General features: G+C 52.8%; 16 protein-coding genes. 13 read left to right on the forward strand and 3 right to left on the reverse strand.

The genetic code is table 11. From position 1 onward, the window contains the following. From VNL73_00070 to VNL73_00080, 3 genes are all read right to left on the reverse strand, one after another. A partial coding sequence (locus VNL73_00070; protein HXF47807.1) for a helix-turn-helix domain-containing protein occupies positions 1 to 1,173 on the reverse strand: 1,173 nt, incomplete at its 3' end. Between the two features lie 226 nt (positions 1,174 to 1,399). Continuing rightward, complete coding sequence (locus VNL73_00075; GenBank protein HXF47808.1) at positions 1,400 to 1,690, reverse strand: hypothetical protein; 291 nt, start codon at positions 1,688 to 1,690, stop codon at positions 1,400 to 1,402. A gap of 130 nt (positions 1,691 to 1,820) precedes the next feature. Further along, positions 1,821 to 2,945 (reverse strand): hypothetical protein, encoded by a 1,125-nt coding sequence (locus tag VNL73_00080; GenBank protein ID HXF47809.1) that lies wholly within the window; start codon positions 2,943 to 2,945, stop codon positions 1,821 to 1,823. A gap of 191 nt (positions 2,946 to 3,136) precedes the next feature. On the opposite strand from VNL73_00080, the gene VNL73_00085 reads away from it, so the two are divergent. The 13 genes from VNL73_00085 (at position 3,137) to VNL73_00145 (ending at position 15,342) form a co-directional block, all read left to right on the forward strand. Continuing rightward, positions 3,137 to 3,616 carry a DinB family protein gene (locus VNL73_00085; protein ID HXF47810.1) on the forward strand — a complete coding sequence of 160 codons (480 nt, stop codon included), beginning with the start codon at positions 3,137 to 3,139 and terminating at the stop codon, positions 3,614 to 3,616. Positions 3,617 to 3,714: 98 nt separating this feature from the next. Further along, on the forward strand, positions 3,715 to 5,271 hold the full coding sequence (locus VNL73_00090) for a capsule assembly Wzi family protein (GenBank protein HXF47811.1): 1,557 nt from the start codon (positions 3,715 to 3,717) through the stop codon (positions 5,269 to 5,271). 4 nt (positions 5,272 to 5,275) lie between these two features. Then, complete coding sequence (ispE, locus tag VNL73_00095; protein HXF47812.1) at positions 5,276 to 6,214, forward strand: 4-(cytidine 5'-diphospho)-2-C-methyl-D-erythritol kinase; 939 nt, start codon at positions 5,276 to 5,278, stop codon at positions 6,212 to 6,214. An 11-nt stretch (positions 6,215 to 6,225) separates the two neighbouring features. After that, the gene (locus VNL73_00100; protein ID HXF47813.1) at positions 6,226 to 6,525 is read left to right on the forward strand and encodes a SpoVG family protein; all 300 of its coding nucleotides are present in this window, start codon (positions 6,226 to 6,228) and stop codon (positions 6,523 to 6,525) included. 126 nt (positions 6,526 to 6,651) lie between these two features. After that, entirely contained in the window at positions 6,652 to 7,821 is a 1,170-nt protein-coding gene (locus VNL73_00105) for a class I SAM-dependent rRNA methyltransferase (GenBank protein HXF47814.1), read from the forward strand. Further along, positions 7,797 to 8,735 carry a hypothetical protein gene (locus VNL73_00110; protein ID HXF47815.1) on the forward strand — a complete coding sequence of 313 codons (939 nt, stop codon included), beginning with the start codon at positions 7,797 to 7,799 and terminating at the stop codon, positions 8,733 to 8,735. The genes VNL73_00105 and VNL73_00110 overlap by 25 nt, the downstream gene beginning before the upstream one ends. Positions 8,736 to 8,767: 32 nt before the next feature. Next, positions 8,768 to 10,000 carry a hypothetical protein gene (locus VNL73_00115; protein HXF47816.1) on the forward strand — a complete coding sequence of 411 codons (1,233 nt, stop codon included), beginning with the start codon at positions 8,768 to 8,770 and terminating at the stop codon, positions 9,998 to 10,000. Then, positions 9,997 to 10,917, forward strand: a complete 921-nt coding sequence (locus tag VNL73_00120) for a cytochrome c3 family protein (protein HXF47817.1) — start codon at positions 9,997 to 9,999, stop codon at positions 10,915 to 10,917. The genes VNL73_00115 and VNL73_00120 overlap by 4 nt, the downstream gene beginning before the upstream one ends. 2 nt (positions 10,918 to 10,919) lie before the next feature. Further along, entirely contained in the window at positions 10,920 to 11,870 is a 951-nt protein-coding gene (locus VNL73_00125; protein HXF47818.1) for a CxxxxCH/CxxCH domain-containing protein, read from the forward strand. Between the two features lie 4 nt (positions 11,871 to 11,874). Continuing rightward, positions 11,875 to 12,489, forward strand: coding sequence for an ABC transporter ATP-binding protein (locus VNL73_00130; GenBank protein HXF47819.1), 615 nt, complete (start codon positions 11,875 to 11,877; stop codon positions 12,487 to 12,489). Further along, complete coding sequence (locus VNL73_00135; protein HXF47820.1) at positions 12,473 to 13,141, forward strand: heme exporter protein CcmB; 669 nt, start codon at positions 12,473 to 12,475, stop codon at positions 13,139 to 13,141. The genes VNL73_00130 and VNL73_00135 overlap by 17 nt, the downstream gene beginning before the upstream one ends. A gap of 181 nt (positions 13,142 to 13,322) precedes the next feature. Further along, entirely contained in the window at positions 13,323 to 14,171 is an 849-nt protein-coding gene (locus VNL73_00140; protein ID HXF47821.1) for a prepilin-type N-terminal cleavage/methylation domain-containing protein, read from the forward strand. Between the two features lie 16 nt (positions 14,172 to 14,187). Beyond that, positions 14,188 to 15,342, forward strand: coding sequence for a PilX N-terminal domain-containing pilus assembly protein (locus VNL73_00145; GenBank protein ID HXF47822.1), 1,155 nt, complete (start codon positions 14,188 to 14,190; stop codon positions 15,340 to 15,342). The last annotated feature ends 106 nt before the right edge of the window (positions 15,343 to 15,448 follow it).

Raw genomic sequence — 15,448 nt, forward strand, 5'->3', positions numbered from 1 at the left:
GTGTTTCTTGATTTTGTGCTGAAGGGTCTGGCGGGGAAGGCCCAAAAGCTCGGCGGCCCGGGTCTTGTTCTGCCCGGCTTTTTCCAAGGCAGCCAAAATCTCCTGTTTCTCGAAGTTTTCCTTCTTGGCAAAGTAGGGGAGGGGTTCCAAGGGCTCCGGGGAATTGGCCAAAAGCTTACTCACCCGTTGCTCCCAAGCCGGATGCTCCAACTTTTGGAAAAGTTCCCTGGCGGTCACAAGCTGAAGGGTGACCTGTTTGGCGGAATAAGCGCCGACTTCAACCGCCGTTACCACCGCTTTGGCCGTCTCCCAATCGTTTTCGCACTGGTCGAAAACATCCAAGGCCTTCTCAAAACAGTCGCGGGAGACCTTCCACTGCTGCAGTTTGGCAAAAGCCACGCCCCGGCCCACGAAGCAGGCCCCCCGCTCCAGTTCCTCCGGCAGTTTGATTAAATAGCTTTCGCAGGTCTCGTAGGCCTTCAAGGCGTTTAGCGGCTCCCCTTTGGCGTTGTACAAATCCCCCATCAACCGCCAGCATTGGGTCATAATCGTGCCGTAGGGGCTGACCCGCTCCCCGATTTCCATTGCTTTTTTGAGATAATCCTCGGCTTCCGCAAAGCGGCCTTCGGCGATGCATAGCGAAACCATGAACTCATAGGCAACCTTGAGATTGCCTGCGAGATTCTCCTTTGTGGATACCCTGACAGCCTCAAGATATGCTTCTCTTGCTTCTTTAAAACTGCCGCTTAATTTTTTCGCAAATCCCGATAGTATTAGGCCGGTTGTGAGATTATAAAAATCCCCCATTTTCTTTGTTTCAACTAAATAAGTTTTAAGATCCTCCATGGCCCGTCTCCACTGGCCATCAAAAAGTTGGTAAGCGGCTAAACTGCCCGATAGAATCACGCTGTAATAATTGTCTCCGGCATTGACGGCATATTCCTTAGCTTCTCTGTTGTAATGGACAGCCAACCTAAGCTCCCCTTTTACATAGTGCAGATAGGCGACTTGATTTAATGCTCGCGCGGCCGACGCCACATCCCCGGCAAAGTTGAAACCAGCCACGGCCTGCTTTAAATGCTCCCGTGCGTTCGCCAAATTTCCCAAATCGACGAGGAGCGAACCAACCAAACATTCCGCTTTTGCAATTCCCGCGAAATCTCGTAAGCTCAAATAAATCTCCAGGGCCCTGCGGGCTTCAGCCAGTGCGGGTTTCTTTTCTCCAAGCTCCCAACCAACATAAGCCTTTAAATAATGAAAAAGGGCGGTTTCCTGAGCAGGAGCTTCCGAAGCAAAATCGAGAGACAATCCTCTCAAAAGCGCAAAAGCTTCATTGTATCGCTTCTGCTGAACCAAAGAATCAATCTGCTCTAACTGCTTAGCCGCTAATTCCCGCTTTTTATTGTATGTATTCATCGAGCCGTGGCGAGCCGGAGGTCTTTACATCCTTTATCTCGGTAACATTCTCGGAGGTTGCTTTCGATTTCACAAAAATGGGCAAAAACATAAAACCACCAGAAGGCAGAGCAATCACGATATAAAACGATACATACTTCATTGCGTGGGGATGAGGATTTTCATCCAAATCATTAATGACCAAATAATACCGGATGGGCAAGGCAAAGGCGGGGGCGGAGAAAGAAAGGAGCAACAATGCCACCAGCAGAAGGGTGAATAGTTTAAGGGCCAAAGACCTCACAAAAACCACTCCTTTCTATAATTTTAGATGCCAGAAAATAATACGCAGGCCGACCGGAATTTGTCAAGAGTTTTTTGGGGAAAAATCAAAAAATCTCGTAAGTTCGCCCCCCCCCAAGGGCTTATCCTTCAATCATTTCCACGTTGGCGCGGGGGACGACCGCTCGTTTTCCATCCTCAAACTCCACCTCCAAAACCCGGGCGTGCGATTCCGACTCCAGTTTTTGCAGTGCCACGGGGAGGCTGGTCACCTTTCCCAACCGGCCAAAATAAGGAGAGCGGATGACCCGCACCGGCGAGCCGACTGAAAGCCCCTCCTGTTCAAACTGCTCTTCTTTGGTTTTTGCGACTTTTTGCTCCAGCGGAATGATGACCTCCGGACGGATGACCCCCGCCCGAATCTGCGTGGCACCGTTGGCCAAAGCCAGTTTTCCCTCGAACCTTTTAAGCAAGTTGAAGGTCTTTTCCGCCATGTCAATTTGCCCGAAACCTTCCGTCACCACCAGCGTAATCCCCAGTTCCTCCGAACCGGTTATGGCCACCCCCAAATCATACCCCAGAAAGTCCCGCAGGTCTTTGTCATCGAACCCCCCCACCACGACGGCCGCGGCCCCGACCGAAATCGCCTTCCGCAAGGCCGCGGCGGTGACCAAGGAACCGCCGACGATTATTTTTCCTTTGCAACTGGAGTCAATCAAATCATCGGACAAAACGGTCTTGCGATCGGGGACGACGATTTTCAATGCTCCGTGCGTTTCCCCGGAGATGCCAAAAATCCCCTGCACGAAGGCACCCGCGGCTCGAATGGCCACCCCTTCCTTGGGGAAAACTTCCACTACCTCACCGGGTAAATAGGCCTTCACTTCAACCGGCATCGGCTGTCCGCGCAAAAGCACCTGGCCTGTGACCGAGGAGACGTTTTCAATCGTTCCGGTGATTTTCGATTTGCATTCTGATTTGAAAAACCCGAAAAAGCTCTTCGCCGCGGCGATGACCTCCCCTTCCTGCACCGCATCCCCGGCCTTTTTGAGCATGTGCTCGGGCACATCGGCAGGGGCCAGTCCCAGAATGTTGGCCACGTTCACCGGCTCGACCGGCCCGGGCAAATGGGTGCGCGCCACTACCGTATCCGGGGTCACCTGGTCACCAACTTTGACCAAAACCTCCCCTTTGAGCGGCAGAATCCGCTTTTTGGTGATGACCAAATGATCGGTTACTTTAAGTCCGGGTGTGTATGCGTGTCCCACGTAGTTGTCCTGTATGACTTCAGCAGCTAAATTTCACGCTGCAACAATGCCGGGCTGGTTATAAGCCAAGCGAAGGGCAACAATTTACCTCTTTCTCTTTCCGCGTCAAGTGAAGGTATCATGGTTGGCGGATAGAAAGCCTTTACAACCTCCACCCCTTTATTTATTCTCATCCGCCAGGAGGAGTAGCTATGACCGAAAAAAAAGTCCTGCTCAAACAGCTCGATACCATCCGCAGTTGGACGTTGGCTTGCATTGACGATTTTACGGAGGAGGAGGCCCAAAAAGTGGCCGAGCCGATTCGCACGAGTTTGGTCTGGACGCTGGGGCATCTGGCGGTCATTGAAAATGCCGTGCTGAAACTTTTTTTCAATCAATCCCTTTTGGACGAAAACTTCGTCCCCAAATTCAGAACTGGCTCGGACCCCTCCGCCGTGGGCGGCGTGACCAAAGATGAAGTGCTGAAAAAAATGACCGCCGTGCGCAAGGCCCTGCGAAGCAAACTGGCCAGAATCCGTCCGGCCGATTTGAATAAAAAACCAAGCGAGGAATCGCCGTTTTATAAAAACCTACGGGAGGCCCTGCAAACTCTGTCTCTGCACGAGGGTTATCACACCGGCAAAATCGGCACCCTCCGCCGCTTCTTGGGCAAACCGGCTTTGTTCGGATAAGAATCGCACAGTTGAAATCTCTGTGGCCCAAGTAGGTTTTACCTAACCTGAGCTTTTCGTCTTGACGAAAATCCCCCTCTTTGGTATTTAAGCCACGGATGACAAAAATCACAAAGGCGCTGGCCGCCCTCCCGCTTCTTATTTTGACCCTATTTCCAAAGACGTTTTCCAACCAGCTTGAAGAAATCCCTCTCGATTCTTGGGTCTACCCAGTCATCGACGAGCTGCACTTTCAGGGTTTTTTCCCCAATCTCTTCGTCGCCGACAAACCTTATACGCGGGGTGAAATCGCCGCCGAACTTGAGTCCGTTAAGCGGGAACTGGAGGAAAATACGCTGAATCTGAAACCTCATCAGTATTGGCTTTTTGAGCGGCTCTTTGATGAATTCAAAGTGGAGCTGGCATCAAAAGAAAAGCTAAACGATACCACCTCCTCTTTAACCTTTCGCTGGGGCTCTGCATTCAATCTCAAATCCGATTTCCACAAAGAAAGGGAACCCTTTCATAAGCCGGTTTTTAATGCGTATGTTGGAGCCGAACTCGACGGGCGATTCTATTTCCGCAGCCGGTTCCGAGTGGAAAACCACGTAAGCAAAAACCGGTCAGTACGCGCCCGCGCCTGGACGCACAACGACTTGGGCGGCACGCTGGACGACACATACTTGAAATATCACTATAAATATTTTGATTTGATCTTTGGTCGCCAGCGCCTGCAGTGGGGTCCCGGTTTTGCTGAAGTGGATTTGATTTCCCCCAACCCGCCTCCTTTCGACATGCTTCGGTTCAAAGCCACTTACAAAGCGCTCCGTTTCCAGTTCTTCTTTACCCGTTTGGACGATGCCATCAATCCCGTCACCCCTTTCGATACAGTTCCGCGTTACTTCTCCGCCCACAGGCTGGCTGTCAAACCTTGGCACTGGCTGGAGCTTTCTCTGTCGGAGGTAGTGCTATACGGCGGCCCGAACCGCAAGTTTGAATGGTACTATTTGATGCCCTTTGTCCCCTTTTATGGCGAGCAGTACAACAATTTCAAGGACGACAATCCTATCTGGGCTATCGACTGGAATGTCACTCCGTTCAAAAATTTTGCCCACTATGGGGAGCTTTTAATCGACGATTTCCAGTACGACTGCATCTTCGGCGATTGCTCCGAACCGCAACAGATCGGTATTCGCTTGGGATTTTTCGCCAGTTCACTCGGCCCGTATAAAAACAATTCCCTGAATCTGGAATACAGCCGCATCAACAATTACGTGTACGGCCAGAACCGCTATTACAACCTCTATCTCTATCACAATGTCCCCATCGGTGCCCCGTTGGGACCGAGCGGCGATTACGTTTTGTTCCGCTACCGGCAATATTTCAGCAATAGCTTCGACGCCGGCTTTTCGGCCGAATACCGCCGCAAGGGGCAGGACAGCGTTGCCGTGCAGACATTGAAGGTTCCCTTCGCCGAATTTCCCCTGGGTGTGGTGGAGAAATCTCTGACCTTCCAGTTTTCAGCCACATATCAATATAAGGCCAACCTCTTTGCTCGAATGGATATTGGCACCAGAAATCGGGACAACTTTGGCAACGTTTCCGGTGCCGCCAGCCGCGACCGCTTCGTAAGCTTGCAATTTGGCAGCAATTTCTGGTGGGAAAGCCGGTATTAATGCCATGTTTTCCCTTTTGGCTCCGGCTAAAATCAACCTATATTTAAAAGTTCTTTACAAGCGTTCCGACGGCTACCATGAAATCGACACGGTACTGCAGGCCGTCTCACTCTTTGACCGTCTGACTTTCCATCCCGGCTCAAAAATCCATGTTCTGACCAAAGGCCACCCCATTCAGGAAGAGGATAACTTGGTTACGAAAGCCCTTCGTTTGTTGCAGGCCTACACCGGAACAAAAAAAGGGATCCGGGTGGTTATCGATAAAAAAATCCCCGTCGCTGCGGGCCTCGGGGGTGGCAGCTCGGATGCCGCAACGGCCCTTTTGGGGGCCTGTCGACTCTGGCAAATACCCGTAAGCAAAAGTGAGCTGGCCTTTTTGGGCTCAAAAATTGGTTCTGACGTTCCCTTCTTTTTCACCTCCGGCCAAGCCCAGGCTCAGGGACGCGGAGAAATGCTCTACGAGCTTTCCCTGCCGACCAACTATTCGATTCTTCTGGTCTGCCCCCATGTTTCAGTATCAACCCCCTGGGCGTATCAAGCGCTCAATTTGAGCTTGACAAGCGTAAAAAACAGGGGTAACTTTTTACCAACAGAAAAAAAAAGGGTCATTGGAGAAGACCCTCGAAGATCCCCACGCGCATGCCTCTTCTCCAATGATTTGGAAGCACCGGTTTTCCGGCGCTTCCCGGAAGTAGAGCAGTTAAAGAAAGCCGTTGCCTCCGCCGGTTTCGAGCCGGTATTGATGTCCGGTTCCGGGCCATCGGTGTGGGCGGCGGTGCCCAAAAAATCCGAACGGCGGGCCGTTTCGGAAAAGACGAGAGGACATGGCGCCTTGATTCAAAATCTTTTGAACAAAACGGGCATCACCCCCACTCCCCGCTTTTTTATTGTCCGCCCGCTGGCCACCTGTGCAACCGTTTCAATAGGAGGCCGGCCGGCCTGAAGGGAGGCAAAATGGAAATAACCGACGTGCGGGTGATCGTCAAGGATGAGCCAAAATTGAAAGGTTTTGCCAACGTCACGTTTGATAATGTTTTTGTGGTGCGCGGGATGAAAATCATTTCCGGGCTGGCCGGTTTTTTCGTCTCGATGCCCTCCCGCCGCCGTTCGGACGGCACATATCAGGACATCGCCCATCCCATTACCCCGGCCATGCGCAAGCAGTTGGAGGAAGCGGTTCTGAAAGCCTACCAAACCGCGCTGAATAGCCAGAAACCTTATCCGGACGGAAGTGTGTCTTTTCCGTCCAAATAGAAAACCCGATTTTCTTCACTCCTGATTTTCTTCTAAAAGCCGGTTATCAGACCGGCTTTCGTTTTGATTTCTTGCCCAAGAAGCCGTCCCGATATACTTTCCACCTTCCGGTCAAAACCGGTTGTTATGGCCAAAATTTTACTCAAAAAAAATGAAGAGCATCGCATAAAAAAAGGGCATCTCTGGGTTTTTTCGAACGAGATCGAAAAAGTGGAAGGGGTTACCGAAGGTGGCCTGGCCGAAATCTTCGACTCTTCGAACCGCTTTTTGGCCATCGGTTATTATAACCCGAACACCCTGATTGCCGCCCGCATTTTGAGCTTCGAGCCGGATCCCATCGGTCCCAATTTTTTCCGCCGCCGCCTCGAAGCGGCCTTGACCTTCCCCCCCCGGCAGGTCTCGTACAAAGAGGCCTGCCGCCTCGTTTACGGCGAATCGGACTTTCTCCCCGGTTTGATGGCCGACCGCTACGGCGAATATCTTGCCGTTCAAGTATTAACCATGGGGATGGAGAAACTGAAAAACGACTGGCTGCCCGTATTTATGGAAAAAGTTAGTCCCAAAGGAGCAATCTGGATTTGCGATTCTCCCCTACGTCAATTGGAGGGGCTTCCGTTGCTTCGCGAAGTTTGCACCGACGAAGTCCCGGACACCGTAGAAATTCAAGAAGGTAAACTGGCCTTCAGTGTCGATTTGAAAAGCGGCCAGAAAACCGGCTTCTTTTTGGACCAGAAGGAAAACCGCAAAAAACTGGCGTTGTGGGTGAAAGGAAAAAGGGTTTTGGACCTTTTCAGCTACACCGCCGCTTGGGGGCTGACAGCCCTGCATTTCGGTGCCGCCGGAGCGGTGGCGGTGGACGAATCACAATCTGCCTTGGATTTGGCGCTTGAAAACGCCCTTTTGAACCGGATGGAAACCAAAATCCGCTTCGAAAAAGCGGAGATTTTCGATTATCTCGCGAGTCCTCCTAAGGATGCCGGGAAATTTGACGTGGTCATTTTGGACCCCCCCGCTTTGATTAAAAGCAAGAAACATTTTGATGAAGGTAAAAAAGGATACTTTACGTTAAACCGTCGCGCCCTGGACTGGCTTGTCCCTGGAGGCATCCTTGTAACCTGCAGTTGCTCATTCCATATGGACAGGCAAACGCTTTGGGAGTTGGTAAATGTGGCCGCCTTGAAAGCCGGCCGCAGATTGCGCCTGGTCGATTACGGAACGCAAGCCCCGGACCATCCCGTTCTGGCGGCAATGCCCGAAACCGAATATCTGAAATGCTTCGTTTTTCACGTTCTTTAAAACTGCCGGTTACGGTCGCCATTTTTGATTGCGGCACCAATAGCGTCCTCCTTTTGATCGCTCGCCTGCAAACGGATGGCCGGGTAAAAATTCTTTACCAAGCCGTCGCCTCCCCACGCTTGGGAAAGGGGCTGTCCGGCAAAGGGAAGCTGAACCCAAAAGCGATTGCCCGAACACTTCTCGCTTTGAAAGGATTAAAGAAACAATCCGACCGTTTTAAACCGGGCATCTTCTTGGCCCTCGGCACCAATGTCTTCCGCCGCGCCAAAGACGGTCGGGCTGTTGCGCGGCATTTTGAAAAGGAATTGGGTATTTCCTTCTTTGTTCTTTCCGCTGCCGAGGAAGCCCGCCTCGAATTCTTGGGCGCCACCTCCGGTTTGAGGATAAATTCCAAAGTCGCGGTCATCGATGTCGGCGGCGGTTCCAGCGAAGTTATCTGGGGGCAGGCCGGAAAGATTGCCAACAAGGTTTCGCTTGAAATCGGTGCGGTGCGATTGAAGGAAAAGTTTACGCCTATGAATAGATACTTTGAAACGGAGTTGCAAAAACTGCGCCTTGAGGCCGCCAAAACAATTGGCCGACTCAAGCTCCAAAAAAATTACCCGTTGGCCGTCCTGACGGGGGGTACCGCCACCTCCTTGGCCGCCTTTTCGCTCGGATTAAAAAAATACAAGGCGGAAAAAGTACACGGATTCAACACTACTCCAAAGGTGCTTGGGGAAAAGGTTGCAAAATTATCACGCCTGCCATTATCTCAATGCAGGAAAACGCTTTCCTTCGACCCTGCCCGCGCCGACATCATCGTTCCCGGCGGCATTATTCTCTTGGAAATCCTGAAGCGGCTGCGCATTAAAAAAGTGGTTATCTCCGATCACGGCCTCCGCTGGGGCGCCGCGTATGCCTATTTTTCTTGACAATTTTCGCCGCTTTGGGCTAACTTTGGTGCGTGAAGCGAGTCGGGCCTGCGCTTTTTCTTCTCCTCTCTGTCTCGCCCGCTTTCGCTTTTCGACTGACCGGCCATTTTAACAGCGCCTACTATCTTTTCCAGGACAAAACCTCAAGTGACTCCTCCTTGAATCACATCCGCCAGTACCAAACCCTCTCGCTTTTGGCCGCCGATTTCGGCCGGGCGGGCAATTCAAAGGGATTCGAATTTGGCATCACGGTACGCTTGCGTTCCGATTATTTGCGTGGTCCGCAGAAAAAAATTCAGACGAATTTCTATAACCTCTACTTGGGATACGAACGCTTGTTCGGAATACTTGACTGGCGCGTCGGCCGCCAGTTTCTCGCTTTCCCAACGGTAGGAACCAACATAGACGGCGTTTTTGCCCGGCTCCGACCGGTAAAACGCATCGAGTTTGCCGGCTTCTATGGCGCCTCCGTCAATCAAATCGTTCCCGACCGGGTGGAACCGCTCAAGAAAAACCAGACCTGGGGTGCCTCAATGGCCGTTTCGACCTCCCCCTATTTCAAATTCAAAGCCGGCTGGGGGGCCCGTTTTTTTGCCGGACAAAACCGTTTCCGCGGCGGCTTTGGTGAGATTTCCTATCTCTACAAAACTTGGAGCTTTTACGGCAAAACCGTTTACGATCGCCGCACGGAGCAGTTGGTGCGCAACACCGTCCGGTTGACCCTGCCGCGCCTGAAAAACCTATCCACCCAGTTGGAAGCCGCCAACTACAAGCCGATTTTCTATCAATACTCGGTTTTCTCCCGCCTGCCGGCCACCCGCTATACCGACCTGCGGGCCGGGTTTGATTACCCGTTATCCGAACGCCTTGGGCTTCAGGTCGAACCGGGAATGATTATCTATGAGGACGAAACCGGCTACCGGATGGATGTTGCCCTGCGGGCCGACGGCGTTTCCTTCGGCTATCGCCGGACAGGGGGGTTTGGGCGCAACTATGACGGCGTATTTTCGAACATCGCGCATCAAAAAGGGGCGTTTCACTTCACCGGCGCTTTCGATCTGTCCCAATTCCGTCTTGTCCCGGACAGGGCGGACTCTCTTTTGGATGAAGAATCCCGCGTGGCTAATTTGCTTATGGGAATCGGCTGGCAATTCCAAAGGAAATTTTTCATAGAAGCAGCGTACCAAGTACTCTCCAATCCCGACTTCCGTTACGACAACCGTCTTTTCCTCCGCGCCCGCTGGCGATTTGAGGTGAAGAATTGAAGTTGCTCCGCCCGCTGACGTTCGCTCTTTTTCTGGCGGCGGCTGTCGTCGCTTATTTTAGTTGGCGCGGGGTGGAGGCCAAATTCACCCTGCCGGCCTCCTCCATTATTTTTGACCATAAAAAACATGTCCAGGAATTCGGGCTGGACTGCTCCCACTGCCACGCCGCCGCCGAAAGCGAAGAAGCCGCCGATTTGCTTTTGCCTGAAGAGGAACTTTGTTTGACCTGCCATAACGGCCAGGTGGCTTCCAAAGAATGCTCTCTCTGTCATCGGGACGTGAAGGATACCAAAACCTACCCGCCGCATGAACGCAAAACCATCTTTTCGCACAAGCGGCACGTGGAACATAACATCAATTGCCTAACCTGCCATCCCGGCTCGGACGCCAAGGAGGTCTTGACCGCCGCCCAGATGCCGGAAATGCAAACCTGTTTCGGCTGTCACGATGGCGCCTCTCAAAGTTCCGAATGCGAACTCTGTCACTCGGACGCCAAAACCCTCCGCCGTTTGATGCATCCTGCCGGTTTTTCGCACGCGCACAAGTTTGCCGCCGGGTTGGATGCTTCCGCCTGTGCCCCCTGCCACCGGCAGGAAGAAAACTGCCTTGCCTGCCACCGGGGGGACAACCTGCTCGGCTCCACCCATCCGGTGAATTACTTGTATTCCCACCCGCTGGATGTGAAAGCCAAGCGGGCCGACTGCCAAAGCTGCCATGAAGTGGAAAGCTTTTGCGTGTCCTGCCACAGAGCGGAAGCGGTCCAGCCCCTTTCCCACTCGGCACCAAACTGGACCGTAACCCTCTCCGGTGTTCCCTCCCGCCATGCCATCGAAGCCCGCCGGGATGCCGAATACTGTCTTTCCTGTCACCAGTCGGACGAACCGACCTGTGCCTCCGCCGGCTGCCACGACAATTAGCGATGCGCTTCCAACATTCTAAAATCATCGGCTTTGTTTTTTTAACAGGAAGCATAGCCTTTTCATTAGTCGCCTTTGGCTGCTCCGCCCGCAGATCCAGACCGACGCAGTTGCGCATTCATCCCACCGGTTGGCTGGCCGACCATCCGGCCGCCATTCTCTCGAACAACCTGCAGCCGGAATACGGTCTTGGCTGCAAAAGCTGCCACGGGGAGGAGTACACGGGGGGAACGGCAGACGTCTCCTGCGTTGGCTGCCACAACCAGCGTCTTGATGTTTGCGTCGGCTGCCACGGTGGCTATGCCGGCGACTACTCCGGTGCCCCTCCCTATTCGCTGGCCCGCGACAGCAACTTTTCCGACCGCGGCGTTGGCGGTCATTCCGCTATGGTTAAAGGAAGTGTTTTCTTTGCCGGTACGGATTGCCAAACCTGCCACGCCAAACCACCCTTTGTGCTCTCTTCGACTCACTTTACTCCCAGCGGAAGTGGAGCCGATGGCCGGGCCGAAGTGGTCTTTTCCGGTCTGCCCCAACTTTTCTCCTCCCGTTACGGCCCTCCGGTTTTCGACACCACGATCGGCACTTGCGCCAACGTCTACTGCCATGGCGCCTTCCCCGGCGGCGACACGGACCGCGTAATGTATTTCTACGGCGGCTCGGGGGAGGTTTTCTGCGGCAGTTGTCATGCGGCGCTTCCAGGGGACGATTTCACCCGTCTCTCCGGCCGGCATAAAAAGCATGACTCGCTTGCCATTCCCTGCATCACTTGCCATTATGCCACCGTGGACAGTTTGAATGCCATAGAACCGATAAGTCGTAGGCAGATGCACGTGAACGGCCTCTTTGACGTGGAATTCGACCCGACTGTGGCCCCCCTCGGGCTTTTCGACGGCGTCTCTTGCAGCGGCCTGCCCGATTCTCCCGGATGCCATGCCAACCGCAGGGACTGGTAATTCAGTGGGCGCCTCCCTTTCTGCCTCCGAACTTTCCAAGTTCTATGGAGACCTGAAGGTCTTCTCCAAACTCGATTTTTCCGTATCCAAAGGGGAGGTCTTGGTGATCGCCGGCCCCAACGGGAGCGGCAAATCGACCCTGCTCAAAATCGCCGCCGGGCTTTTGACCCCCAGCTTCGGCCGTATCGAGTTCCGCGACGCCATGGAAGTAATCCCGAAGGAGCGCCGCCGCCGTCATCTCTATATGGTTTCACCAGACCTTTCCTTTTACGAGGAGCTGACCCCCCGTGAAAATCTGAACTTCTTCCTTGCTCTTTTGGGCCGCAAATCGGAGGGCGTGGATGAAACGCTTTCCCGCGTCGGCCTCGGCGAGCGGGAGGATGACGAGGTGGCCGGATTCTCCTTGGGCATGCGCCAGCGTTTAAAGTATGCTTTGGCCTTTCTGCTTGAACCGCAGTTCCTGTTTTTGGACGAACCGACCGCCAACCTGGACACGGCCGGAGCGAAAATCGTGATCGAGCTTTTGGCCGAGCAGAAAAAGCGCGGCCTCGCCGTGGTGGCCACCAACGACCCGAACGAATACGCTTGGGGGGATAAAAAACTTGAGCTGGGCCGCTGAAACCCGCACCGTCTTAAAAAAGGAGCTTCGCTCCGAACTCCGCCGCCGCTGGAGCTCCGCCCTGCTTGTACTTTTCGGGCTTGTGACGGTCTTCGTGGTCTCCTTTTCTTTGGGGGCGGGCAGTCTGACCCCCGGGCTCCTTTCCGCCTTTTTCTGGGTCACCCTTTTTTTCGCCTCAACGGCCGGCCTCTCCCGTTCCTTTTTGAAAGAAGAGGAAACCAAAACGATTTTGGCTTTGCGCCTTTTGGCCAGCCCCCCTTCCGTTTTTTGGGGGAAATTCTGCTTCAATTTGCTTTTGCTCCTCTTTTTGGAACTTGTCTTGGTGCCGCTCTTTTTTGTCTGGCTCAATGTGAGCGGGGTAAACACCCTTGGCTTTCTGGTGATTTTATTCCTTGGAAGTTTGGGGCTGGTGGCTGGCACGACCCTTTCAGCCGCAATGGTGGCAAAGGCTGAATCCAAGGGAGTGCTTTTTGTAATTCTTGCTTTTCCCGTCTTGGCCCCGCTTTTGATATTTGCGATGGCCGGCACCAAAGCCGCCTTCGCGGGGGCGGGTTGGGAACAGTTGGCCAATCCCGTAAAAGCTTTGGTTTCCTACGCCGTGGTTATCGGCGCCGGTTCCTCGATTCTGTTTGATTTTATTTGGGAAGCTTAAACCGGCAGAAGTATAGATAATTTCCTTCACTTGTAGTCCCAATCCCATCCTTTTTAGAGTTTTTGGGGTGGCATTTTACGACAACCCAATGGCTGATAAGAAGATACCCCCCTCTTTCTTTCAAAACCGGCCTATTGTTTGCGTTTTCCTTCAGCCGAAATATGCGAAATGAGGAAAGAGAATGGTCAAAAAAATACCGGTTTTCAAGCAATTCAAGTCCGGCGAAAAAGGGTTCTCACTCGTTGAAGTAATAATCGCTCTTTTTATTCTTTCAATCGTCGTCGTTGCCACCTACAACGCCTATTTGAGCGCCAACAAGGTCAACAACGTGCAGGCCTCGATATCCGATACCCAGCAAAACGCCCGCGCCAGCTTGAACCTTTTAGTCGACCTTTTTAAAGTGGCCGGCTCCCTTTTGCCGGCTGGACTGCGTGGCATCGAAGCGGCCAATACCAATCCGGACACCGTCACCATCCGCTTCACGAACCAGTCCGGCACCCACTTTTTGCAGAACACAATAGCCCCTGGCAATAAGGACTGGCTGGAAATCCCGCTCACGGACGATATAACCGGCTGGGGAGCGGGGGACAAATTTTATTTCTGGAAAGTCCCCGGTGGCCCGGGTCAGTGGATGACCATCAACACCACTAACACAAATAACGGAAAAGGAGTTTATGAGATAAGTTTTGTCGAGCCGGCCCTAACCGCCGGGTGCGTCCCCGGGGACGCCATCGTCAAATTAATCGAATTCAAATACTACGTGGACCAAACAGATTCAGTGAACCCCGTTTTAGTACAGCGGGATGGTTTGGGCAATACGGGACAGTTGTCCGAAGGGTTGCGTAATTTGAACTTTCAGTATACCCTTTCCAACGGCACCTTGGTCGATGCTCCAACAGTCAACGACACCATTAAATTGGTTACCATTGACCTAACCGCGGCCACGACGGAATCCGATCCGGACTGGAAAGCTGACGGCGGCCATCGGCTGCGGCGGCTTACCTCGTCGGTCTATTTGTTGAGCAACTGAAAAAAGGAGGAGTAAAATGAAAAACTATTTAAAAAGTCAAAGAGGGGTTGCCTTCATCATCGCAATCTCGGTACTGTTGCTCGTGCTTTTGATTGGTCTGGTTTCCTTGAAGACCAGCACGACCGATCAAAGCATTTCCAGCAACACCCAGCGCAGCACCCGGGCATCCTATGCCGCTGAAGCGGGGGTAATGCTTGGGCGGCAGACGATTTGGAACTCATATGTAAATGCCGTTTTAACCAGCCCGCCAAAGTCGGCCGGCTCCACGGGTGATATCAACGCCTTTCAAACCTACCTCGCCTCCATAGGTCTAAGCAACGGGGCCTGCATCAAGGTCAACGCAAATCATACGGTGGGTGGCTCCGCAAAAGTGGACAGCGTAAAGGTCAGCCGTCGGGACAAGCCGGGTAACGTGACGGAGCTTGAAATCGTTTCCTTCGGTTCAGAGGCGGACGGAATCAACTCAAAAATCGGAGCCGTCTATACGGTTACAGGCGTTCCTTTTCGGGGTTTTGACTACGCCCTTTTATCCAATCAGGTGAACTGCATTATGTGCCACGCTACCTTCGACAATGCCGACCGCTTTTGGAACAAGGATGCCTCAAAAAATGGGAGCTTTGACCGGATTAAAATTGCTTCACTTCAGAACCTGATGGTTCGTGTTGGTTCTTCGGATTCCAAAGTTTACGGTACCCTTTACAGCCGCGGAATAGTAACGGACAACTCAGGCAATCCACTTTCAAGCATCTCCACTTCCACCATTTCGGGTATGAAGTTGGACGGTTCGAATGGACACATCGTAGAGCCCTTGGTCTCTACGGCCCTGTCCAATACGACCGGTTCACCCCTATCGCAATACGGCAACCTTTATATGAATTACCCCACCGATGAAGCCGATATGACGGATGGCTATCTGCCGGACCAGTTTCCCCCTGCTATTCCGGATTTAAACGGTAATAAGTTGGTCGATGACAACGAATTCGATCAGATTAAAAACCAAGTTACTGGCACTATTTCCGGCGGTGTTATCTATGGTGTTTCATCTGGAAGTTTCTCCGGTTCTGCCCTTCCTTCCACCGGAAACCTTTCCTCCATCAGCCGCACCTACGATGGCAATCTGATTTTAGTTGGGACTCCTATACTGCTCCCCATTAGTGACAGGGTAGGATGAATGGAGTAGATTGTGGCTGAATTCACAAGGAGGATTCAGCGATGCGGAAGCGGGTCTTTGACGGCAAGACCAAAGCGAAAGTAGTTTTGGAGGGGTTGCGGGGGCG

Source organism: Verrucomicrobiia bacterium (genome assembly GCA_035574275.1).
Classification (GTDB): Bacteria; Zixibacteria; MSB-5A5; order DSPP01; family DSPP01; genus DSPP01.